Origin of the sequence: Jeotgalibacillus salarius (genome assembly GCF_004405125.1) — a bacterium.
GTDB lineage: Bacteria > Bacillota > Bacilli > Bacillales > Jeotgalibacillaceae > Jeotgalibacillus > Jeotgalibacillus salarius.
On sequence record NZ_SORX01000001.1, the window covers coordinates 529,741 to 552,741 of the forward strand.

Consider the following 23,001-nt stretch of genomic DNA (forward strand, 5'->3'; position numbering starts at 1 on the left):
ATGAAGTGGGTCGAGCGGTGCAGCCAAAGTGGTCGGATAGGACATCGGATTCGGTGGATTGTGCATTCGCGGTGAGATCTTGTGCACTCAATCCGGGTGTGTCGCGCACTCGCCAGCCGAATCAGTGCACTCAACAGACAAATCAGTGCATCCGCCGCTTTGGCAACGCGAAGCAGCACTTGTTGCACTTCGGAAACATGGACTTAGTTTCTTAAGGGCATGAAGTGGGTCGAGCGGTGCAGCCAAAGTGGTCGGATAGGACATCGGATTCGGTCGGTTGTGCACTCGCGGTGAGTTCTTGTGCACTCAACCCGGGTGTGTCGCGCACTCGCCAGCCAGATCAGTGCACTCAACAGACAAATCAGTGCATCCGCCGCTCCCGATACGCTTACTCACTGCGACCAACCCTGATTAAAACACTCCTTTGCGGCACATACTATGGTTAAAAAACAGGAGGCGGAGTCGGTGGGGCGTGTTTCAAGAAGGAAGCGGAGAAGGCGTGTAAGAATTCTGCAGCTTGCTTTGCTCAGTATGATCGCATTCGTATTTTTATGGGGTGCTTCTGTTACGGCGCTGTATTTTTACGCCAAAACAACCGGTCCCCCTTCTATCGCAGTTTCACAGTCTACATTGTTGTTTGACGGGCAGGATCAGCTGATCGGTGAACGTTCTTCCGGGGAAAAACGTTACTGGAAGACGCTTGATGACATTTCACCTCTTGCGGTCAAAGCCGTTATTGCCGTTGAAGACAGGAAGTTTTATGACCATAAAGGTTTTGATTTTAAAAGGATTGCGGGTGCTGTGGCTGCAGATATTAAAGCAATGGCTAAGGTACAGGGTGCGAGTACCATTTCCCAGCAGTATGCACGTAATCTCTATTTAACGCATGACAAAACGTGGGCGAGGAAGATAAATGAAGCGCTATATACAATCCGTTTAGAGTGGAATTATGAAAAAGAAGATATTCTGGAAGGCTACTTAAATACGATTTATTACGGCCATGGACGGTACGGTATTGAAGCTGCCAGCCAGTATTATTTCGGGGTGTCTTCAGAGGATCTAACGCTTGCCCAGGCAGCAATGCTTGCAGGGATCCCGAAATCTCCTTCAGGCTATTCACCAATCGATTATTTTGAAAGTGCAAAAGAGCGGCAGGAGCTTGTACTTGAACAGATGGTGGAGAAAGGTGATATTTCTGCTGAAGAAGCTGAAGATGCAGTTGGTGAAAAGCTTCAGATCGTGGCTTCACCGCCTTCAGAGTTTCTCGGAGCAGCACCCTACTTTCAGGAGGCGGTCTGGAAAGAAATTGAGAGCATTGACCTTGAACCCTACTATTTAAAATACGGCGGGCTGAAAATCTATACCACGCTGGATACTGAGTTACAGGAGATCGCAGACGAGGTTGTTCAGGAGAATATGCCCGCAGAAACCGAGCTTGAAGTCGCATTTGCAGCGATAGATCCTGAGAGCGGTGAAGTAAAAGCGATGACCGGCGGGCGTGACTTCGAGAAAAGTCCTTTTAACCGTGTGACTCAGGCGTTCAGGCAGCCTGGATCGACCATGAAACCGATTCTGTATAGTGCTGCACTTGAGAAAGGATTTACCCCTGCCACAACCATGAGAAGTGAACCAACCACTTTTGTATATGATGAAGGCAGAAGTGAATATGCACCGCAAAATTTTAACCAGAAATATGCGAATGACGCGATTACGCTGGCTCAGGCAATCGCCATTTCAGATAATATTTACGCCGTAAAAGCACATGAATTTCTAGGAAGTAATGTATTAAAAGCTCAGGCAAAAGAGTTCGGTTTCAGTACACCTGTTGACGAGGTTCCTTCAGCAGCACTCGGCACTTCAGAAGCTCTTCCAATTGAGTTATTTAACGCTTATTCCGTTTTTGCAAATGGCGGTAAAAAAGTGAAGCCTGTTCTGATCAGAAAAATTGAAGCGCCTGATGGTGAAGTGATTTACGAAGCGAAAAAGAAATCGAAACGCATCATTGATGAACAGCAGGCGTTTGTTATGACTCACATGCTGACAGGCACATTTGACCCTGCGCTCAATGATTATTCTACTGTTACGGGGATTACTCTTTTAGATGAAAAAACGCGGGAGTACGCTGCAAAGTCAGGTACAACAGACACTGATCAATGGATGATCGGCTTTTCACCATCACTGACAGCAGGCGTATGGACGGGTTATGACGACGCACGTACATTGACGCTGACCGAGGATAAACAGGCTGCCAAATGGATCTGGCTAAGGTTTATGGAACGCGCTCATGCGGAACGGTCTGAGGAATTTTTCGTTCCTCCACCAGGCGTCACAGCAGTTCAAATGGACCCACATACAGGTCTTCTCGCTGGAGAGTCATGTGGAAAAAGAACCGCCTATTTCTTAGAGGCAACAGCGCCTTTGGAAGACTGTGATGGAAATACCGCACCACCACCGGGAGAACCTGTCAATGGACACTCAGAGGATGAAAACTGGTTTGAAAAGTGGTTTTTAGAGTAAGTTACATTTTAAAAAGCAAAAAGACCCGAAGTGTGCGGCCTCGGGTCTTTTCGTGTCCTAGCTACATATCAATGCAACTGTATAATAATACTACTCTCTTTCTCAGCAGCTAGCAATAATCGGTGACAGTTTTCTACAATCCGTCACAATTTGTTCACGAATGTCATTTTTCTGTTGACAGAAGCGCTTCGTGAAGCTCCGTTTCTGACGACTGCCAGAAGGCTTCATTATGCGATTTAAGGAAATCTGCAAGTACTTTTTTAGATGAATCATCCATATGATCAACAATGATTTTTCGCTTCATTGATTTATCCATCAGGTTCACATGATCTGCAAGCAGCTTATAGCCTCTTCGCTTCTCAACATTCACAACCATTTCACAGGCAGTCACACCTGCATAATATGGACCATCAGGTTTGCGGTCAATGGTCACCCAGACAAGCCAGTAATTTTTACCGCCCTCTGAATCTTCACGATTCTTTGTAAATTTAATCCGTTTTTCCACCTTAGAACGTGCGTGCATTGCACCAATATCAATTTCGGCTTCCTGTTCTTCAACATCAACAATCACAGGCGACACATTATCGAGACTTAATGAGCCGATTCCAAAGCCGCCATGCCCATCAGTTGGGTCATTTTTGATGATATTAAATCCTACATTTTTCTTTTTATCTGACATGAAGTGTCCACTCCTTTTAGCTAATTTCTATGTAAAAGCCTTAAAAATCATATACAATAAATGTACGTTTTCGTATTTAATTGTATCATATGAGAACAATTGAAGACGATGAATACACACTGAAGGGAGATTTTTAACATGCCGATCGTAACAGTAAAAATGCTCGAAGGACGCAGTGATGATCAGAAGAAAGCACTTGCTGAAAAGGTAACAGACGCTGTTGTAGAAACTACTGGCGCAACACCTGATAAGGTATCGATTATTATCGAAGAAATGAAGAAAACGGATTATGCAGTTGGTGGCGTGAGAGTAAGTGACCAATAAGGACACAAAAAAACTTCCTGCAGGCTATGCCTGCAGGAAGTTTTTTGGCGCTGTCGCGCATAGGTCTAATTTCACTATTCTACGAACCAGGCATAATTTTCTACGAACCACCCGGTTTATTCTACGAACATCAGATGTTATTCTTTGAATCACATCAATTTTTCTGCGAACATGACGTCCGAATCTACGAACCCTTTAAGCCACAACCGGCTTCTTCAACAATCCAACCGTAATTGCTGTCACAACTGTACCCGCTACAATCGCGATCAGGTAGAACAGCATATTGATGGCTGCACCTTCAAGTGTCGGGAAGACGAAGATTCCGCCGTGGGGTGCGCGCAGTGCAAGATCAAACCATAGTGTCAAACCGCCGGCAACTGCTGAACCAGCAACTGCTGCTGGAATGACGCGCAACGGATCGGCTGCTGCAAATGGAATTGCACCTTCTGTGATAAAGAACGCTCCAAGGAAGTATGCAGATACACCTGTTTTACGTTCCTGATCGTTAAACTTTTTACGGAAAAGTGTTGTAGCCAGCGCCATACCGAGCGGTGGTACCATACCACCTGCCATAACGGCTGCCTGTGGACCGAACTGCCCGTCTGCTGCTACTGCAAGTGCAAATGCATATGCTGCTTTGTTAATCGGACCACCCATATCAATCGCCATCATACCGCCAAGCAATAATCCAAGAAGCGCAAGGTTACCTGTTCCAAGTCCGCCTAACCAGTCAATCACACCCTGGTTAATCGCACTAAGAGGCTGAACTGCCCAATACATAATCAAACCTGTAATTAATATACCGAAAAACGGATAAATCAGAACCGGTTTTAAACCGTTAAACACTTGTGGCAAATTAGCAAATACACGTTTCAAACCAAGGACTAAGTAACCTGCCAGGAACCCGGCAATGATCCCGCCAAGGAAACCTGCGTTACTGGATGCTACCATTAAACCGCCGACCATACCCGGCGCAAATCCCGGACGGTCTGCAATACTCATCGCGATAAACGCTGCAAGAACCGGAATAATTAAAGCAAAAGCATTATCCCCGCCGATATAACTTAAAATGTCTCCAATCGGCGAACGTTCTCCTGTGATCTGATCTTCAAACATAAAGGAAAGTGCAATCAGGATTCCCCCACCAACGATGAATGGGAGCATGTTCGAAACCCCGTTCATTAAGTGCTTGTATACACCTGAACGTCCTTTTGCCTGACCTTCTTCTTTCTTTTCACCACTGCCGCTTCCCTGATAGACAGGTGCGTCCTGTTTCAGAGCACGATTAATCAGTGTTTCTGTTTTACGAATACCATCTGTTACAGGCACTTCAATGACGCGTTTACCTTTGAAACGCTCCATCTCAACATTCGTATCAGCTGCTACGATAATTGCGACAGCGTTTTCGATTTCTTCAGCTGTCAGCACATTTTTCGCACCGTCTGATCCGTTTGTTTCCACCTTGATCGGCACATTCATTTCTTTCGCTTTGTTTTTAAGCGCATCCGCCGCCATGTACGTATGTGCAATTCCTGTCGGACAGGCTGTTACTGCTAAAATTTGTCCCTGTACTTCTCCAGTTGACTGCTCTTCTTCAGCTTCCTCTTCTTCAAAGCTTGAAATCAGGGCAATGACATCCTCTTCAGTTTTCGCTTCAAGCAGCCCCTGTTTCACTTCTTCTTTTAAAAGTAAAACAGATAAACGGCTGAGCGCCTTTAAATGCGTGTCATTTGCGCCCTCAGTTGCTGCAATCATAAATACAAGGTGCGCCGGCTGACCATCAAGCGATTCGTAATCAAGCCCTTCAACAGATCGTCCAAACGCAATGGCAGGCTCTTTTACCGCTTTCGTTTTCGCGTGAGGAATCGCTACACCTTCTCCAATACCAGTTGTCGTCTGATTTTCACGCGCCTGGATCGCTTCCCGGTATGCTTTTGAATCGTTCAGCTTTCCAGCGCGGTCCAACAGCGTGACCATTTCATCAATCGTACCCTGCTTTTCTTTCGACTGCAGATTTAAATTAATCGTGCTCTTCGTAAGCAATTCTGTAATCTTCATCATTTTAACCCCCTTATTTGTACCAGTGGCAAGTAGTGATCAATGTCTTTTTTAATAGCAAGACCTTCTGAAAATGCGGTTGCTGCGCCGCAAGCCATGCTTAATGCAAATGTATCTTTAATGGGCAACCCTTTTTCAAGACCTGCCAGAAATCCCGCTACAGATGAATCACCTGCACCCACACTGTTAAGCAGATTGCCTTCAGGTGGCGTTGCAATATATGTTTCTTCGCCCGCAAACAAAACCGCTCCATGCTGTGCCATTGAAACCATCAGGTACTTAATCTGATGCTGGTCGTAAAAGTCTCTGCCATGTTTCACTGCATCTTCAACCGTTTCAATTTCGTGTCCAACATATCCGCTGAGCTCTTTATGATTCGGCTTGATCAGCGTAAGCGGTGTCGTAAGTGCCGGTTCAAGCAATGCTTTTTCTGAATCAATAACAACCTGCACGTCATTTTGGTGAGCCGTTTCTGCAAGTTTCCCGTACAAATCCCTCTCCACACTCGAAGGAATACTGCCCGCAAGAACAAGTGTGTCGCCTTTGCCATACTGGCTGATCAGATCGATTAGTGCACTGACTTTTTCAGATGTAATGTCCGGACCAGCCGCATTAATCTCCGTTTCTTCATCCGTTTTCAGCTTGATGTTAATCCTGGAATGGTCTTCCACCTGGATAAAATCCGCTTTAATTTGTTTGGCCGATAGCGTTTCTTCAATGAATCTCCCGCTGAACCCGCCTGTGAATCCGGTTGCCGTACTTACTACATCAAGTTCTTTCAGCACCTGGGAAACATTAATTCCTTTGCCGCCCGCATAAAATGCAGTTTGATTCGTTCTATTTAAATGTCCCGTACTGAAATCTTCAACACGCACGATGTAATCCACAGAAGGATTAAGCGTTACAGTTACAATCATATTTCCACCTCTTTTACTATGGTCTGGTTTTTATAAAGATCAGCATTTTCCTCAATCTTTTCAGTAATTAATGCTGCCTCACCCATGTCACCAAACCTTGCAAATGCAATGTCACCAATTTTTTCTGAGTCTGCCAGCACAAAAGCCTCTCTTGCCAGGCTGATTGCTGCAGCCTTCACCTGGGCTTCCTCCGGATCAGGTGTTGTATAACCAGATTCATAATGCACACCGTTCGTTCCCATAAATGCTTTGTCAAAACGGTAGCCGTTCAATGAATCAATTGCACCTCTGCCGATCAGCGCATTCGTCTTCGGTTTCACTGCGCCGCCGGTCAGATAAGTACGGATGCCTTTTTTCATCAATGCCTCCACGTGCATTAACCCGTTGGTCACAACGATCATGTCGATGTCAGGGAGAAAGGGAATCATGTGGTTTGTCGTTGAACCTGCATCAATGAAAATGCAATCCCCTTCCTCAACCAATGATGCTGCTTCCTGAGCGATTTTCTGCTTTTGATGAAGGTTTTTGACTGACTTCTCTTCCATGCCGGGTTCATCCATTTTTCGTTCCATTCTTCTTGCTCCACCATGAATCCTTTTAATGAATTTCTTTTTTTCAAGTTCTGTCAGATCGCGTCGAATGGTTGATTCTGAAGCGCCTGTAGCATCAATCAGCTCTTGTATTTTAACTGTTTCAAATGTTTTCAGTCGGGCTAAAATGATGGAATATCGCTCTTCAGTCAGCATCTTCATTCTCCTTCTCAAGTTGTTTGTAGTTTCATTATAAAGAGAACGCTTACATAAATCAATCATTTTCTTTCAAAAACATTCAAAAACGTTCACATAAAGATTGTTGGTCTATCTATACCGGTTCATTTCCGCTTCAGGGGGACGCTTTCCGTGCCCGGGCGCTAAGCCCGCAGGCTCCGCCATGCCGGTCTCACCTGTCCCTTCCTGCCACAGGAGTCACCCCCTTCCGCTACAATGAACCTGAGTGATAATCGTATTTTGAATGAATAAATCATTTATTTATCGGAAAGAGGTAAGTCAAATTACACAATTTCAGGAACCACATATAAAATTTCCTGAAACACTGTGGTAATCTGCTGAACACCAATTGTAATTTCATGAACAAACGATATAATCTCCGGGACACCGCCGGTAATCTCCGGAAACACGCATCCAACTCAGTACAAAACAAAAACCCCTCCAATAATGGAGAGGTTCAAATTATATAAGCAACCTTATAAATAGATTGTTTTTTATACTATCCAGCGATTGATCATAGTGGAGGACGGAGATTCCCGCCCTGGGGCAGGAAAGCGCAGTCCTACACGGAAATCAATAGCGGTTTCTAAGAAAAATCCTTCAAATGAGCGATGTACGCCAAAGCTTCCTGAATTTCTTCTTCTGTATAGTTCTGCTTTTCTTTTACTTTTTTCACTTTTTCGATGCACTCAGCTCGTTCAAACGAATCGAAATATAAAATAGTAGAAACCAGTTCAAGAAACCTTGAGGACTGCTGGTTGAGCTCTGTTAAAAATGGTGCGAGTCCGGATCCGGGCTCTTCGTTTTGTGATGCCAGAAAGTCTCTGCCTTCATTTGTTACTTCGTAGCGGTATTGATAATAACCGCTTTTCTTCTCGTTAAATTCTTTTAAAAACCCCATATTACAAAGCTCTTCTACTCTGAGCGTCAATTCTTCTGAATACGGCCCGAAAAAGTGAAATTGATATTTTTCTTGAAATGCGTATTCATGCTTTTTGGCGATAAAAATGATCTTCTGCAGCTTTTTTCTCCCGACAATTTCATCAACTGCTGAAAATGCCTGCATCAGCCGGGCGTGATCCTTCATCATTGTGTTTCTCCCCTTTTAGCGTGCTGTTACCCCGAGTATTTCTAGGATTTTCTGCTTCGTTTCTTTATGTGTGGAATCATCCATCAAATAGTCTTTTGGATAATATAGCTTATGGTCTGTTCTTCTTTTTCCCGAAATCGCATCTACAATCTCAGAATGACGGGAAAGCTCTTTTAATTCACCGCCGGGCATGAGTAAGTGAATCGGCACGCGCTCTTCTTCTTCGCCAGGCCGGTAGAAATCATACGGCAGATCTGAGGATGAGTCAACCACCAGATAATAGTCAGGGTTCAAATCCGCTTCTTCAAATAATTGTTCCAGCTGATTCAGCTTTTTATATTCTTTGGAAGGGTCAAATTCCACATATTTAAACAGTCTGCGCTGCATAAAGCGGTCGCACAGGTCTCTTAAAATCGGATCCTTTTCATCTTCCCACATTTGAAAATAGTACGTGACGACTGATTCATCGAGATTCAGATAATCCTGTAATGTGACATCACCTGTGAACATCGACTTGAAATGACGTGGTTCATACGCAAACTGATAGCCCTGACTGCTTAACTCCTTCGCACGGTGAAGAATCTTAGTCAGAATCACTTCCGAACTTCTCGTTACAGGGTGGAAATACACCTGCCAGTACATCTGATAGCGGCTCATAATGTAATCTTCGACTGCATGCATCCCACTCGATTTGATGACAACCTGATCTCCTAAAGGTCTTAAAACGCGCAAAATTCTTTCCATATCAAAGTGACCGTAGCTGACCCCTGTAAAATATGCATCCCGCTGAAGATAATCCATCCGGTCAGCATCGATCTGACTGGAAATGAGACTGATCACCTGTTTATTTTCATACGTTTTCGCTATGACATCTGCTACTTTTTGAGGAAATTCAGGCGCCACTTTCGAAAGGATCTGATTGACCTCTGTTTCCCCTAGAATAATCTTTTGTGTGAAATCCTCATGATCCAGATCAAACACTTTTTCAAATGAATGTGAAAACGGACCATGTCCTAAATCATGCAGCAGAGCAGCACACAGACATAATAAACGCTCACTGTGGTCCCATTCAGGTCTGGATGCGAATACATCATCTACAATCCGGCGAATGATTTCATATACACCGAGTGAATGATTAAACCGGCTGTGCTCTGCACCATGAAATGTTAAATATGTTGTACCCAGCTGCCGGATTCTTCTCAGACGCTGAAATTCCCGCGTTCCGATCAGATCCCAGACGACCTGATCGCGGACATGAATGTACCGGTGGACAGGATCTTTGAATACTTTTTCCTCAGCCAATTTTTGGAGCGCATATGACATGTCTGTCCCTCATCTCTTTCGTTATGTATTAGTATAACTGTTTATTTTTTTACTTCACGACTTGACAAATTCCAAGCTTTTTTCAAAAGGCGTTGTCTCAGTTTTTGAGACGGGAAAATTTTTATATTAAAATTATGCTCTGTAACCGCTGGTCCTTTCCGTGGAGGGCTGCGCTTTCCTGCCCCCGTGGCCTCTGGCCCTGAATAATTCTCGTGCTTAGCACTGCGGGGTCTCACCTGTCCCTTTCCGGGGCGGGAGTCTTCGCCCTCCACTCCAAGGACCAGCTGGAACAGTTATATCAATTCGATTCCTCTAAAATGATTAAAAAGCTTTCACAATTCTATACCCTTTTACTGGAAGCAAAACAGACGTTAGCTTTGTGCGGAATGGCTTTTATGTATGGTTGAATTCAATTATTATTTACTACCTGTCATTGTACCTGACGTAATAGAGCAGTTTCAATCTTGTGCTATGTGAATCTTTTTTCGGAGTGTGATGTATAAAACTTTTACACTCAGGGGAAAATGGTAGCAGAAAGATTCGAAGATTGGAGTGACAAGGATGAAAAATCGTCAGGATGCTTGGATGGAGGAAGATGATTTGTTGCTCGCAGACACTGTGCTGCGACATGTGAGGGAAGGAAGTACACAGCTGAATGCATTTGAAGAGGCCGGGGATAAACTGGACCGTACTTCTGCTGCTTGCGGTTTCAGATGGAATGCAGTCGTACGCAGTCAGTTTGAACACGCTTTAAGTCTTGCAAAAAAACAACGCAAACAAAGGAACCGCCTGCTTGGCAAAGATCATTCCGGTAAAAAGAAAGTTTTATATCAGCCTGATTTTTCTGTCCCTGAAGGGTTTGAAGTGGAAGAACCGTCTCTCATGAATGAGGAATTCGCGGAGGAACACGCTGAAACGGTACCTGCTTTCGCGCAGCCTGCCCATCGCGTATCAGAATTAACACTTAATGCAGTGATTGCTTACCTGCAACAGCTTGATCGCAGCGGCTCCCTGCAGCAATCAGACAGACTCTCTTCAGAAGTGAAAGTCTGGCAGGAAAAATGCAGGGCTCTCGAAAAGAAAGTGCTGTTTTTAGAAGAACGGGAGACTGCCATGAAAGAGGATTACGATACTCTCATGCAAATCATGAACCGCGCGCGAAAGCTTGTGCTATTTAACGAGCAGGAGCAGGCAAACACCTTCAAGATGGACAGGAATGGAAACCTAGAAAAGGTTGCGGAACACTAGGAAAATGCAGAGAAGCGAAAGTCAGTTCAAACTGGCTTTCGCTTCTCTGTCATTTCAACAGCACACTCTCATTCCGCTTAATCACACGATCATAATATGCGGCATAAAGATCCAACTCTTCTCCATTCAATGATCCTGCCGTAATTGTCCCGCTGATCGATTTAAGCGCAGTTAAAAACCGCAGCATGCCGTCTTGTATCGTCAGTTCTGTGCCGAACAGTTCAGACAGTGATGCCATATCTTCAGGGTGAATATCCGGATAGCTGAACTTCGTTTGTTCTCCCTGAATCGCCCGGTCATAAAACCGTTTCACGAGCGCAGCCCTCTCAGCACCGCTCCCATTCATGCACAGATAGATCTGCACAGCAATCCCTCCGCGCAGTCGCCGCTGAGAGATTCCGGCAAATTTTCTGCCTTCTATACTTAAGTCATAGCTTCCAGGGCAATAGGAATGAACGATTTCGCGGGCCTCTATCTTTTTACCGAAATCAGCAAACATTTCGATCACAAGGGCATGCATCGCATCATACCCGCTATCAATATCAATTCTTTTATCTTTTTCAGAAAACACAAGCGAGATATTTAATACACCTTCATCGAGCACGACTGCAAGACCGCCTGAATTCCGGACAATATAGCGCCATCCTTCTTCTTCAAGCAGTTTAAGTCCTTCTTTTAAATGTGGTGTACGCGCGTCCTGTGTGCCGAGTACGATGGTCTGATGATGAACCCATGAGCGTGCCGTTGCAGGTGCCCCGCCGCTTCCTGAAGACGCACACAGCGTATCATCCATTGCAAATGACTGCAGCGCTTCGAATGAAGGGCCCATGCTGGACTGATCAATCAATCGCCAAATGGGCTGTTTCAATAGTAGTAAACCCTGATCTTTCATGCGTTTTGATTCTCCTCTTAGTCAAACTGAGAAAATTATATCACAGAACACATTTTAAAACTTTCACACTTATTTCTAAAAACCTATTGACTTGAGAATGATTATCACTATAATTTGAATAGTAATGAAAATCATTTTCAATTAAATCTACATAAGAGGAGTGTACATCATGAGAAAAGCATGGTATTTATTCGGTTTAGCTCTGATCCTTGCAATCTTAACTGCTTGCGGAAATTCAGGAGAAGAGGAAACAACGACAGAAGACAATGGTTCTTCAGACGATTCAGAAGCAACTGAGGAATCAGCTGGAGAAGTTAACCTTTATACTGGCCGCCATTATGAAACTGACCAGGCGCTTTACGATCAGTTTACTGAAGAAACAGGTATTGAGGTAAATGTTATTCAGGGTAAAGATGACGAGTTAATTGCACGCCTTGAGCGTGAAGGTGTGGCTTCAGAAGCTGACGTATTTATGACAGCTGACGCAGGACGCCTGCACCGTGCAAAAGATCTTGAACTGCTTCAGTCAATTGAAAGCGATACGCTAAATGAAAACATTCCGGAAAACCTTCGTGACACTGATAACCAGTGGTACGGACTGACAAAGCGTGCACGTGTGATCGTGTATGATCCGGCAAAAGTTGATGCTGAAGAAATCCAGACTTACGAATCACTAACTGAAGAAAACATGGCAGGCAGAGTGCTGATCCGCTCTTCTGAAAACATTTACAACCAGTCACTCGTTGCTTCAATGATCTCACTTGAAGGTGAAGAAGCTGCAAAAGAGTGGTCTGAAGGAATTGTAAACAACATGGCACGCGATCCTGAAGGCGGAGACCGTGACCAGGCAAAAGGAATTGCTGCAGGTGAAGGTGACGTAGCTGTGATGAACACTTATTACCTTGGCCAAATGCTGAATTCCGAAGATGAAGAAGAAGTAAAAGTAGCTGAAGGTCTTGAAATTGTATTCCCTAACCAGGATACAACAGGTACACACGTCAACATCAGTGGTGCCGGCGTAACAGCCAGCAGCAAAAATACTGAAAACGCTCAGGCGTTCATTGAGTTCCTTTCTTCTGAAGATGCACAGAAAGAATTCTCTGAGGCAAACTATGAGTACCCTGCAAACGAAAGTGTTGAAGCTTCAGAGCTTCTTCAAAGCTGGGGCGAGTTCGAAGCACAGGATATTAACCTGACTGAACTTGGTGAAAACAACGCACGTGCCCTTCAGATTATGAATGAAGTCGGCTGGAAATAAGATTGTATAAGCTGTGTCACCTATTATCAGGTGACACAGTTTTTTTATTCACTTCAACAAATGAACCGAAAAATAACTCGTCATATTTATTAAAACCTCTTGTTTCCACAAGCCTGAACGCAACGGAGCGTAAGGCGGTGACTCCAGCGCGAGAAGCCGGACAGGTGAGACCCCGCAAACGCAAAGCGTTGAGGAGGCTCACCGCCGGCCGCGCGGAAAGCATCCGCCTGGAGCGCAGTGCAGCGATTAAAGATCCTGAATATTTTGTGTCAGAGACACTTGGAATCCGTTTTTATAAACGTTTTCAACTATACAAAACAAATGAGAACTGTTATCATTATCAGGGAACGATTGCAAGCTTTTTGTTTGTACATTGAATTGCAGACTTTAAGGACGTGTCCGGTTTGAAGGTATTTCGAAAAATACCAGGTTATCTGAATATCTGGTCACTATTAAGCTTAATCATCGTCATTTTGATTTTGCTTCCGAACTTAACGATTTTAATTAACTTTTTTACTGAAAAAGCAGAAAACTGGTCACATATCCAGGAATTCATTCTGCCTGACCTGTTAAAAAACACAGGTTTGATTATGCTATTTACCGGATTATTCACAATCTTAGTCGGTACGAGCCTCGCGTGGCTTGTATCAGCATATGACTTTCCACTGAAGAAATTTTTTAAGTGGGCATTGATTCTGCCGCTCGCGATCCCTCCCTTCATTGCAGGATATACGTATAACGGAGTCCTGGATTATACCGGAGTGATCCAGACAGCACTCAGGAACAATTGGGATATAACGGTGAATCAGTCGTATTTTAATATCCTGAACCTGCCTGGTGCAGTGTTTATTTTTACAATGTTTCTATTTCCTTATGTATATACGATCACTCGTGCATTTCTTGCTCATCAGTCAGCGTCACTTGTAGAAAACGCAAGACTGCTTGGCCGGAATGCGTGGGAAATTTATTTCAAAGTTGTACTGCCTATATCACGCGGTGCAATTGTCGGTGGCGTGAGCCTAGTACTGCTTGAAGTATTAAATGATTACGGGCTTGTTCAATATTTCGGCGTCCCGACATTCAGTACAGCGATTTTCCAGACATGGTTTGGAATGAACGATCTCAACTCGGCCATTAAGCTTGCGGCTACACTGATGTTTATCGTATTTGCAATCCTGATACTTGAAAAAGTACTGCGGGGACGCAAGAAATACAGCACGACTACAGCGAAAACGAGACCGCTGACTCCGATCAAGCTGACTGGTTCGAAAGCGTGGATTGCATTTAGCTACTGCTCACTTATTTTCATGCTGGCATTCCTGATTCCATTTATTCAAATGGTCGACTGGATGTTCTTAACATATGAAAAGATCGCTTCGCCAGAGTTCACTTCACTCATTACAAATTCAGTGTTTGTTTCCTTTACCGGAGCTGCGCTGGTCATGGTGTTTGCAGTGATCATTGCGAATTTTGCAAGAATGCACCAGAGCTTTGTTTCAAAATCCGCAGCACGCGTCACTATTCTCGGATATTCAATTCCGGGTGCAGTCATTGCTGTCGGAATCAGTACAATTTTTATTGATCTTGATAAATGGCTTTTCGCATTTTATGAAGCTGTCGGCATGGAGCCATCACTTTTCTTAAGTACAAGCTTATTTATTCTGATCTCAGCATATATTATCCGGTTCCTTGCGATCGGTTATAATTCTGTTGAAGCCGGGTTTGATAAAATCGGCAATAAATATACTGAAGCTTCAAGAATGCTCGGTTTGAATCTGACAAAGACATTTTTTAAAGTTGATCTTCGTATGATAAAAGTTCCGCTGATCAGCGGGTTTATCCTTGTCTTTATTGATATTTTAAAAGAGCTTCCGTTAACCTTGATTTTACGGCCATTTAACTTTGACACTTTAGCCACTAAAGCTTACCAGTACGCAAGTGACGAACAGATACACGAAGCTTCACTTGCTTCTATATTGATTGTTGTGATTAGCGGGATTGCGATCTATATTTTCCATCAGGTTCTAGAAAAGGAGTCGAATTAATGTGTTCGTAGAAATTAAAGATTTATGCTTTTGTTACGGAAAGACGAAAACAAATACAATTAATCACTTTCATTTAGAAATTGAACAGGGTGAAATCATCTCTATCCAGGGTGACAGCGGGAGTGGAAAAAGCACAGTTCTCCGTCTCCTTTGCGGCCTTGAAGTTCCGTCTGAAGGCAAAATCTCCATTGATGGTGAAGTCATGACAGATGACCGCAGCTTCGTCCTGCCGGAAAAGCGCGGAATCGGCATGGTCTTCCAGGATTATGCCCTGTTTCCACATATGACAGTGCTTGAAAATATACAATTTGGCCTGAAGAAATTGAGCCGTCGCGAAAGAAAGCAGCGTGCTGACGAAGTGCTTGAACTTGTGAATATGACATCCTATGGCAAACGTTATCCGCATGAATTAAGCGGCGGACAGCAGCAGCGTATTGCACTGGCACGCGCACTGGCGCCTAAGCCTTCTCTTCTATTGCTTGATGAGCCCTTCAGTAACCTTGATGCCGGCCTGCAGATTAAAATCCGCAGTGAGCTGAGAGAGATCATTAAAAAGACAGGCATCACATCCATCTTTGTGTCACACGACCTCGAAGACTCAAAGGCAATCGCTGACCGCATCATTACAATGCGCGATGGTGCTGCACATGACTGGGAGTCGATCTGCACAACAAAGAAAGAGCAGCCTGAGTTACATTTGGTTGAAATGAAATAATGATTTGAGCAGCGGAGACCCGGTCTTCGCTTTTTTTATTGTGACGGAATCGTTTTGGCTGAGGAATTATTGCCGGGTTGCGCATCCGATTTGACGAGTTGCGACGTCGCAGCTCCGGGTTGTGCACTCAACCCGGGTGTGTCGTGCACTCACCGGCTAAAGTCGTGCATTCAAAAGCAAATGTTGTGCATCCAACGCAAAACCCCTGGGCTGCAATCTTTTATAAATAAAAATCCCCCGCCCGAGTATAAAGCTTCCCGGACGGGGGTTTTAACTTCTATAGTGACTGGCCTGCCGTAATTAACGCAAGCTTGTATACGTCTTCTTCATTACATCCGCGTGAAAGGTCATTCACCGGTGCATTCAATCCCTGAAGGATTGGTCCAACCGCTTCGAATCCACCCAGGCGCTGTGCAATTTTATAACCAATATTCCCAGCTTCAAGACTTGGGAATACGAACACATTTGCATCACCCTGGATTTCCGAATCCGGCGCTTTGCTTTTTGCGACAGAAGGAACGAAAGCTGCATCAAATTGGAATTCACCATCAAGTGTCAGCTTGGGATTTGCTTCTTTAGCAATTTGAATCGCATCCGTCACTTTTTCAGTTTCAGGTGATTTTGCAGATCCTTTTGTTGAAAAGCTTAACATCGCCACACGCGGGTCAATATCAAACATTTCAGCAGTCTTGGCACTTTCAAGCGCGATTTCAGCAAGGTCATTGCTGTCAGGGGAAATGTTAATTGCGCAATCTGCAAAAACATACTTTTCATCGTCACGCACCATGATGAATACGCCTGACGTTTTCTTAATGCCTTCTTTCGTCTTGATGATCTGAAGTGCCGGGCGTACAGTATCAGCTGTTGAATGCGCTGCACCACTTACAAGGCCGTCTGCACGGTTCGTGTATACAAGCATTGTACCAAAGTAATTCTCATCTAAAAGAATGTTGCGTGCATCTTCTTCTGTCGCCTTGCCTTTTCGGCGTTCAACGAATGAAGATACAAGCGCATCAAATTCCGGATATGATGACGGGTCTAAAATGTCACATCCGTCTAAAATGACATTTGCTTCATTTGCTTTTTCTACTATGGCATTCGGATTACCTACTAATACAGGTGTTAAAATATTCTCAGCAGCAAGACGGCTTGCCGCTCTTAAAATACGTTCGTCTGAACCTTCTGGAAATACAATACGGCGCTCTTTGCCAGTTAATTTTTCTTTTAATCCTGTGAATAAATCGCTCATGATTTACCCTCCTAAATTGGTCTCTCATGTAAGCATACCCCATCTGCAAGTGAATTCAACCAATAGCTTTTATGTCAACGTTTTCATTGTAAAAGTTTTTGTTTTCGGACAATTTTCAAGAATGTTTGGGAGGTTTAACCGATTATTTCCGATTCAGGGGGACGCTTTCCGCAGGGCGTGCGCCGTTTTATGGCGCCATGCCTCCTCGGCGCGGGGCGCCTGTGGGGTCTCAGCTGTCACGCTTCTCCTGCTGGAGTCACCCCCTTCCGCTCCAATAATCTCAATATGGAGATTTAAATATAAAAGTAATTAAAATCTATTTTGCTATTATTGTGAATTCAAGAAAATAAGGTTCTTTGAAAAACACTCAGCTTATTGTAGTGAAAGGCGGGTGACTTCGGGATGATTAGTGGAGCCGAGCGATAAGGATTGGACCATAACACGGTCCACCGTTCGGAAAGCCTCCCGCCCGGAACGGAAATCAGCGGTGCTAAAAGTACAACAATTTCATAAACCTCCTCTCCCTCATTAGCTGTCACACATTCCTTTATGATAAGATGGGAACAGTGAGTTTATGTGACATTACATTTAGGAGTGACTGTATATGAGTGAAGCGGCAACTACGCTGGATGGCTGGTATGGCCTGCATGATTTTCGCAAGATGGACTGGACTTCGTGGAAGCAGCTGTCTAACGATGAGCGCACATCAGCAATTAATGAATTCCAGCAGTTTTTAAAGAAGTTGAATGATGTTCAGGATCAGGATCAGGGAAGTCATTCGTTTTATACAATTGTTGGCCAGAAAGCAGACTTCGTATTGTTTATTCTGCGTCCAACGATGGAAGAGCTGAATGAGCTTGAGAACGAGTTTAACAAACTGACAATCGCCGATTACACTGTACCGACGTATTCTTACGTATCGGTTGTTGAGCTTGGCAGCTATGGTTCGAAGGAATCTGATGAAGATCCATATGAAAATCCTTATGTGAAATCACGTCTGTATCCGAAACTTCCAAAATCGAACCATATCTGTTTCTATCCAATGGATAAGAAGCGCGAAGGTAATGACAACTGGTACATGCTTTCTATGGAAGACCGTAAAAAGCTGATGTATGATCATGGCATGATTGGCCGTCAGTACGCCGGCAAGATCAAGCAGATTATCTCAGGCTCAGTCGGTTTTGATGACTGGGAATGGGGCGTTACACTTTACGCTGATGACGTGCTGCAGTTTAAAAAAATTGTATACGAAATGCGTTTTGATGAAACAAGTGCGCGCTATGGTGAATTTGGGGCGTTCTATGTAGGCAATCTTCTTGAAGATCAGGATTTGCCGAAGTTTCTGCACGTATAACATTCTTCCTCCAGTCAAATTTGGCTGGAGGTTTTTTCATGTATAAAATCGTCCCACATTTCATAGCGTGTAATTGACAGGTTCGCAAAAAGACTGTCCAGCCTATTTTCAGAAACGGAGGATTACAATGACAATGAATCCATCTTATTCTACGGGGCAGTACGGCGGGTACTACCCTAATTATCAATATTACTACGGCCAGCAACAGCAGGCGCAACAGCCGGCACGTCCGCCAGTGGAGGAATCGTATATTGAAAATATTTTCAGATTGAACCGGGGAAAGCCGACGACTGTCTATATGACATTTGAGAATAACAAGGATTGGAATGCTAAAATTTTTAAAGGTATTATCGAAGCAGCAGGACGTGATCACCTGATTTTAAGCGATCCGAATACTAATAAAAGATATTTATTGCCGCTCATTTATCTGGATTATGCAACGTTTGATGGAGAAATTGCGTATGAATACCCTTTTAACGGTGGGAGCCAGTAAAACGAAAAGAGAGCCCGGAATCCCGGGCTCTCTTTGAGCGTTATAATACTTTTACAACTGCAATAATCAGGCACACCCAGCCACCTAAAAATAATAGACCGCCGATTGGTGTGATGGCGCCGAGTACGCTGATGCCAGTCAAACTTAATACATAGAGGCTTCCTGAGAAGAAGACAATTCCTCCGAGAAACAGCCATCCTGCAGTACCGAAAAGACCTGATGCAGGAAGTGTACCGATTAACACGCCTGTGATTAAGATCGCTGTTGCGTGGAACATCTGATATTGCACCGCTGTGTTCCAGGTATCTAGATATTTCGGCTCTACTCTGCCTTCAAGTGCGTGTGCACCGAAAGCTCCGAGCGCGACTGATAAAAATGCGTTGATTGCACCGATGATTAATAGTATTTTCATTTGAGACTTCCTTTCATATTTGGAGCTTATAACCGCTGAGGGTTTCCATAGGGGACTGCGCTTTCCTGCCCCGGGCGGTGAGCCTCCTGGGGCGGGAGTCTCCGTCCCCCACTACAATCATCAGCTCAGTTTTATAAACTATAAATTCAATTGTTATTTAATTTTATAAGTTTAACTCAGCTACCTCCATGTAAAGAGAGCAAATGTAGCAATTCAGCTCCAGGTTGTAGTAATCTCTGATCAAAATGTAGCGATACACCAGGCAACTTGTAGCGATCAGCATCTAACTTGTAGCAGTTCCCATACAGTTTGTCTCATTCACCTAAACGTGATGTCATTTCCATCAAACTGATCGCAGTACCAAACGACTTTTAAAAATCAAACAGCGAATCGCCATTACCGCCGTCTGTTTCGATTGGTTTTTCCTGCAGCGGGCGTGGCTGTTGATATGATTGGACCTGCTGCGGCTGCACCGTCTGCTGAACCGGTGCAGGTTGCTGCCTTACAGGTGCTGAAGATTCTTCCTGCCCGAGAGCGAGTTCGCATAACGTTTGAATAGAGCGCAGATGTTCCCGCTGCCGGCCTGGGGCTGCACTTTTAGCTTTATCAGCTTCCTGAGAAATTTTCTGCAAAAGCTGTTCATATGAAATATTCATGTTGATCTCCTTCCCTGCTTTGGTTCAAATGCATAGCATGGATGTCCTGATGCCCTGAACACTTCTAATGACGGAAGGTGTTTTGTTTTAAATCCATGCGCTTTACATCCTTTGGGAAATTTCGGGTCCCAGGTCACGTAATAGTATTTACACGCATGACAGTTAATACGCTTTGATTCAGACAAAACTTACGCCTCCTTCAATCCAGCGACCAGTCGATCGGCTTTATCCCATGCTGCTGTAAAAAATCGTTCGTTTTTGAAAAAGGCCTGCTGCCAAAGAATCCTCTGTGCGCAGCTAGCGGACTTGGATGCGGCGAAGCGATGATCAAGTGCTTATCTTCACTAATCAATCTGCTTTTTGACTGCGCAGGCTTTCCCCATAAAATGAAGACAATTGGCTCTTCCCGTTCACCTAATAGCCGGATTGCTTCATCTGTAATCCGCTCCCATCCCTTTCCACGATGAGAATGCGCCTGCCCTTCTTTCACCGTTAATACGGTATTCAGCAACAGTACCCCCTCATCTGCCCACTTTGTTAAATCACCGGACTTTGGTGAATTGACCTGCACATCTTCTTTTAATTCTTTAAAAATATTTTGCAATGAAGGCGGTATCCTGGTCCCTTCCTGTACAGAAAAACTTAAGCCGTGCGCCTGACCTTCGCCGTGGTAAGGATCCTGGCCAAGAATGACTGCCTTCACATTATGAAATGGTGTCCGTTTGAATGCTTCAAAAATATAATCCATTGGCGGGAAAATTTTATCCGAACCATACTCCTGTTTCAGAAATGCTCTCAGCTGTTGATATGGAGGTTCCTCAAATACTGGTTCGAGAAGCTCCTGCCAGTCATTTTGTATATTTACGCTCATTACTTCTCACTCCAGTTATTCAAATGTGATTTCTGCGTCATATCCTGCATATTCGAAGAACTCTGTTAATGCGCGTGCTGCATTTTCTTCCGCCTGTATCAAAACACCTTGTTCGATTGCTTCCTGTTCCATCAATGTCTGAGCTTCAGCGGCAATTTCAAATCCTTCTTCCCAATTTACATTACTTCTGAAAATACCTTCAACAGAAAATGCTTCTACTTCATCCATTCTTAAAGAAGGTTCCTGCAGCAGAGATGCCCGGGGAAGTGTCAGGGAAATCGTTCTTTCCTCTTCATTTACTTCAATATCATCTTCTGTTAGCTGTTCCAGATCAACTCCCGCAAGCACAGTACCTGGTACAATCAGCAGCAACTTACGCTGGGTGCCTGGCAGATTTACATTAATGTCCTGTCCGAAAAGCTGGTTGTCTGTCTGTTCCACAACCGTTTTAATAAAAGCCTGAGAGGTCGCAAGAGCATTCATATCCCTTACCTGCTCGACAAAAGTTTCCGAATTCTCTTCTTTATTATCTCCTGCTATAAAAACGTAACCAAATATACTGAGACCGACGATTATTGCTAAAAATAAAATCCCAATCAGAATGCTTTTTAAGCGCCAGATCAGGAAGAGTCCTTTTCTCATTTCATCACCATTTAACAGCCCTTTGGCCGGATTTTGTATTTCCTTTCTCATTATACGGAATATGTCGATGGTTGGAAACCTGTTCCTTATTTCAGTCTGTTTATATCATTTTTACAGGACAAAACTCTGTCAAAATTAAGCGTTATTTCCCGGGAAATGCAGGACGTTTTCAAACATTCTTCACGCGTGCTATGATGAAGAAAATAATCTTTGGAGGGTTCTCTCTATGTCTTTAAATAAAACTTTAACAATAGCAGGTTCTGATACCAGCGGCGGTGCCGGTATTCAGGCCGACCTTAAAACGTTTCAGGAACATGGTACTTACGGGATGACAGCATTAACGACAGTTGTCACGATGGATCCAGCTAATCACTGGTCCCACAACGTCCATCCATTACCGATTGAAACGCTTAAAGCACAGATCGACACAGCGCTGTCAACAGGAGTCTCTGCTTTAAAAACCGGAATGCTGGGTTCTGTAGAAATCATCGAAACTGCCGCACAGGCAATTGACCGTTCCAATACGGACAAAGTAGTCATTGACCCTGTTATGGTGTGCAAAGGAGAAGATGAAGTACTTCACCCTGAAACGGTGGGTGCAATGCAGGAACACTTATTGCCGCGCGCAATGGTTGTTACACCTAACTTATTTGAAGCATGGCAGTTGTCCGGTGTCGGTCCGATCCGCACGATTGAGGATATGAAGGCTGCTGCTGCAAAAATCGTGGAACTGGGTGCAAAATCCGTTGTTGTAAAAGGCGGAAAACAACTGGAACATGATCAGGCAGTTGATTTATTCTATGACGGAAACACTTTCACTTTACTCGAAGCTGAAAAAGCTGATACTTCCTACAACCATGGAGCAGGTTGTACATTTGCAGCTGCCATTACAGCTAACCTTGCGAACGGACTGGAGCTGAAAGAAGCTGTCTCTAATGCAAAAGAATTCGTTACAGCTGCGATTCATCACGGCTGGCGTTTAAATGAATACGTCGGTCCTGTCATGCACGGTGCCCACGGCCGATTTAGCAAAGTTCCTGTACACAAAGAAACGCTGAATGCGCAATGAAAAGTTTAATTGGTCTTTTTTAAGGAATACACAAAAGAAATAAGATTCCTTAAATGAGGTGAATGAATGATTAATTTTATTGTTGCAATCGCTGTAGCACTTGGCGTTTTTGGAGGATTTTATCTGATAACAGGTTCTCTCGGCATAGCAGCTGTCGCGGGCTTAATCGGTGGAATTGTTGCTGCTGTAGCTGCAGGCTTTTACACTGGACAGCGCAAACAGCAAATCAGTAAAGGTGAAGAAGCCCCTCTTCACACAGAACGTACCCCGGAAAATAAGAATCAATCAGGTTACAATCCTGATAACGATAACGAAAGAAAAATTAAAGATCCGACTAAATAACAAAAAGCCGCTCAGCGGCTTTTTGTTATCAGGTTGTTGAATTTCATAAGCCGTGCCGGATCATTCCTTCGCTTTCCGCG

General features: G+C 44.1%; 23 protein-coding genes. 11 read left to right on the forward strand and 12 right to left on the reverse strand.

Going from position 1 to position 23,001, the window contains the following annotated elements:
* The first annotated feature begins 465 nt into the window (after nucleotides 1–465).
* A complete protein-coding gene (locus E2626_RS02335; RefSeq protein ID WP_244094221.1) occupies nucleotides 466–2,517 on the forward strand; it encodes a transglycosylase domain-containing protein in 2,052 nt (683 codons plus the stop codon).
* A gap of 163 nt (nucleotides 2,518–2,680) precedes the next feature.
* On the opposite strand, the gene E2626_RS02340 is transcribed toward E2626_RS02335, so the two are convergent.
* Nucleotides 2,681–3,196, reverse strand: a complete 516-nt coding sequence (locus E2626_RS02340; RefSeq protein ID WP_134379238.1) for a YwhD family protein — start codon at nucleotides 3,194–3,196, stop codon at nucleotides 2,681–2,683.
* 138 nt (nucleotides 3,197–3,334) lie between these two features.
* Here E2626_RS02340 and E2626_RS02345 point away from each other — a divergent pair, with 138 nt between their 5' ends.
* Entirely contained in the window at nucleotides 3,335–3,520 is a 186-nt protein-coding gene (locus E2626_RS02345) for a 2-hydroxymuconate tautomerase (protein WP_134379240.1), read from the forward strand.
* Nucleotides 3,521–3,715: 195 nt separating this feature from the next.
* Here E2626_RS02345 and E2626_RS02350 read toward each other — a convergent pair whose 3' ends face one another.
* The 5 genes from E2626_RS02350 to E2626_RS02370 form a co-directional block, all read right to left on the reverse strand.
* Nucleotides 3,716–5,578 (reverse strand): PTS fructose transporter subunit IIABC, encoded by a 1,863-nt coding sequence (locus E2626_RS02350; RefSeq protein ID WP_134379242.1) that lies wholly within the window; start codon nucleotides 5,576–5,578, stop codon nucleotides 3,716–3,718.
* Nucleotides 5,578–6,495, reverse strand: coding sequence for a 1-phosphofructokinase (gene pfkB, locus E2626_RS02355; RefSeq protein WP_134379244.1), 918 nt, complete (start codon nucleotides 6,493–6,495; stop codon nucleotides 5,578–5,580). Before pfkB ends, E2626_RS02350 begins: the two co-directional genes overlap by 1 nt.
* Nucleotides 6,492–7,241, reverse strand: coding sequence for a DeoR/GlpR family DNA-binding transcription regulator (locus E2626_RS02360; protein ID WP_134379246.1), 750 nt, complete (start codon nucleotides 7,239–7,241; stop codon nucleotides 6,492–6,494). The genes pfkB and E2626_RS02360 overlap by 4 nt, the downstream gene beginning before the upstream one ends.
* Before the next feature lie 607 nt (nucleotides 7,242–7,848).
* Entirely contained in the window at nucleotides 7,849–8,352 is a 504-nt protein-coding gene (locus E2626_RS02365) for a YwgA family protein (protein WP_134379248.1), read from the reverse strand.
* Nucleotides 8,353–8,367: 15 nt separating this feature from the next.
* A complete protein-coding gene (locus E2626_RS02370) occupies nucleotides 8,368–9,675 on the reverse strand; it encodes an HD domain-containing protein (protein ID WP_134379250.1) in 1,308 nt (435 codons plus the stop codon).
* Between the two features lie 561 nt (nucleotides 9,676–10,236).
* Here E2626_RS02370 and E2626_RS02375 point away from each other — a divergent pair.
* Nucleotides 10,237–10,923 (forward strand): RsfA family transcriptional regulator, encoded by a 687-nt coding sequence (locus E2626_RS02375; protein WP_134379252.1) that lies wholly within the window; start codon nucleotides 10,237–10,239, stop codon nucleotides 10,921–10,923.
* Nucleotides 10,924–10,972: 49 nt separating this feature from the next.
* Here E2626_RS02375 and lipL read toward each other — a convergent pair whose 3' ends face one another.
* Nucleotides 10,973–11,815, reverse strand: a complete 843-nt coding sequence (gene lipL, locus E2626_RS02380; RefSeq protein WP_134379254.1) for an octanoyl-[GcvH]:protein N-octanoyltransferase — start codon at nucleotides 11,813–11,815, stop codon at nucleotides 10,973–10,975.
* A gap of 169 nt (nucleotides 11,816–11,984) precedes the next feature.
* Here lipL and E2626_RS02385 point away from each other — a divergent pair, with 169 nt between their 5' ends.
* From E2626_RS02385 to E2626_RS02400, 4 genes are all read left to right on the forward strand, one after another.
* The gene (locus tag E2626_RS02385; protein ID WP_134379256.1) at nucleotides 11,985–13,073 is read left to right on the forward strand and encodes a Fe(3+) ABC transporter substrate-binding protein; all 1,089 of its coding nucleotides are present in this window, start codon (nucleotides 11,985–11,987) and stop codon (nucleotides 13,071–13,073) included.
* Nucleotides 13,074–13,210: 137 nt separating this feature from the next.
* A complete protein-coding gene (locus E2626_RS17130; RefSeq protein WP_166786712.1) occupies nucleotides 13,211–13,450 on the forward strand; it encodes a hypothetical protein in 240 nt (79 codons plus the stop codon).
* A gap of 27 nt (nucleotides 13,451–13,477) precedes the next feature.
* Entirely contained in the window at nucleotides 13,478–15,118 is a 1,641-nt protein-coding gene (locus E2626_RS02395; protein ID WP_244094222.1) for an ABC transporter permease, read from the forward strand.
* A 1-nt stretch (nucleotide 15,119) separates the two neighbouring features.
* Nucleotides 15,120–15,833 carry an ABC transporter ATP-binding protein gene (locus tag E2626_RS02400; RefSeq protein ID WP_134379260.1) on the forward strand — a complete coding sequence of 238 codons (714 nt, stop codon included), beginning with the start codon at nucleotides 15,120–15,122 and terminating at the stop codon, nucleotides 15,831–15,833.
* A gap of 277 nt (nucleotides 15,834–16,110) precedes the next feature.
* Here E2626_RS02400 and pta read toward each other — a convergent pair whose 3' ends face one another.
* A complete protein-coding gene (gene pta / locus E2626_RS02405; RefSeq protein ID WP_134379262.1) occupies nucleotides 16,111–17,082 on the reverse strand; it encodes a phosphate acetyltransferase in 972 nt (323 codons plus the stop codon).
* Nucleotides 17,083–17,686: 604 nt separating this feature from the next.
* Here pta and hemQ point away from each other — a divergent pair.
* Together hemQ and gerQ are read left to right on the forward strand one after the other, a co-directional pair.
* Nucleotides 17,687–18,436 carry a hydrogen peroxide-dependent heme synthase gene (gene hemQ, locus E2626_RS02410; protein WP_134379264.1) on the forward strand — a complete coding sequence of 250 codons (750 nt, stop codon included), beginning with the start codon at nucleotides 17,687–17,689 and terminating at the stop codon, nucleotides 18,434–18,436.
* Between the two features lie 127 nt (nucleotides 18,437–18,563).
* A complete protein-coding gene (gene gerQ, locus E2626_RS02415; RefSeq protein WP_166786713.1) occupies nucleotides 18,564–18,929 on the forward strand; it encodes a spore coat protein GerQ in 366 nt (121 codons plus the stop codon).
* A 40-nt stretch (nucleotides 18,930–18,969) separates the two neighbouring features.
* Here gerQ and E2626_RS02420 read toward each other — a convergent pair whose 3' ends face one another.
* From E2626_RS02420 to E2626_RS02440, 4 genes are all read right to left on the reverse strand, one after another.
* Nucleotides 18,970–19,341 (reverse strand): DUF423 domain-containing protein, encoded by a 372-nt coding sequence (locus E2626_RS02420; RefSeq protein ID WP_134379266.1) that lies wholly within the window; start codon nucleotides 19,339–19,341, stop codon nucleotides 18,970–18,972.
* Nucleotides 19,342–19,712: 371 nt separating this feature from the next.
* On the reverse strand, nucleotides 19,713–19,997 hold the full coding sequence (locus tag E2626_RS02425; RefSeq protein ID WP_134379268.1) for a YwdI family protein: 285 nt from the start codon (nucleotides 19,995–19,997) through the stop codon (nucleotides 19,713–19,715).
* A 199-nt stretch (nucleotides 19,998–20,196) separates the two neighbouring features.
* On the reverse strand, nucleotides 20,197–20,868 hold the full coding sequence (locus E2626_RS02435) for a uracil-DNA glycosylase (protein WP_134379272.1): 672 nt from the start codon (nucleotides 20,866–20,868) through the stop codon (nucleotides 20,197–20,199).
* Nucleotides 20,869–20,883: 15 nt separating this feature from the next.
* On the reverse strand, nucleotides 20,884–21,561 hold the full coding sequence (locus E2626_RS02440) for a DUF4230 domain-containing protein (RefSeq protein WP_134379274.1): 678 nt from the start codon (nucleotides 21,559–21,561) through the stop codon (nucleotides 20,884–20,886).
* Nucleotides 21,562–21,736: 175 nt separating this feature from the next.
* Here E2626_RS02440 and pdxK point away from each other — a divergent pair, with 175 nt between their 5' ends.
* Complete coding sequence (gene pdxK / locus E2626_RS02445; protein ID WP_134379276.1) at nucleotides 21,737–22,579, forward strand: pyridoxine/pyridoxal/pyridoxamine kinase; 843 nt, start codon at nucleotides 21,737–21,739, stop codon at nucleotides 22,577–22,579.
* A 66-nt stretch (nucleotides 22,580–22,645) separates the two neighbouring features.
* Nucleotides 22,646–22,921, forward strand: coding sequence for a DUF2062 domain-containing protein (locus E2626_RS02450; RefSeq protein ID WP_134379278.1), 276 nt, complete (start codon nucleotides 22,646–22,648; stop codon nucleotides 22,919–22,921).
* Nucleotides 22,922–23,001 lie beyond the last annotated feature (80 nt).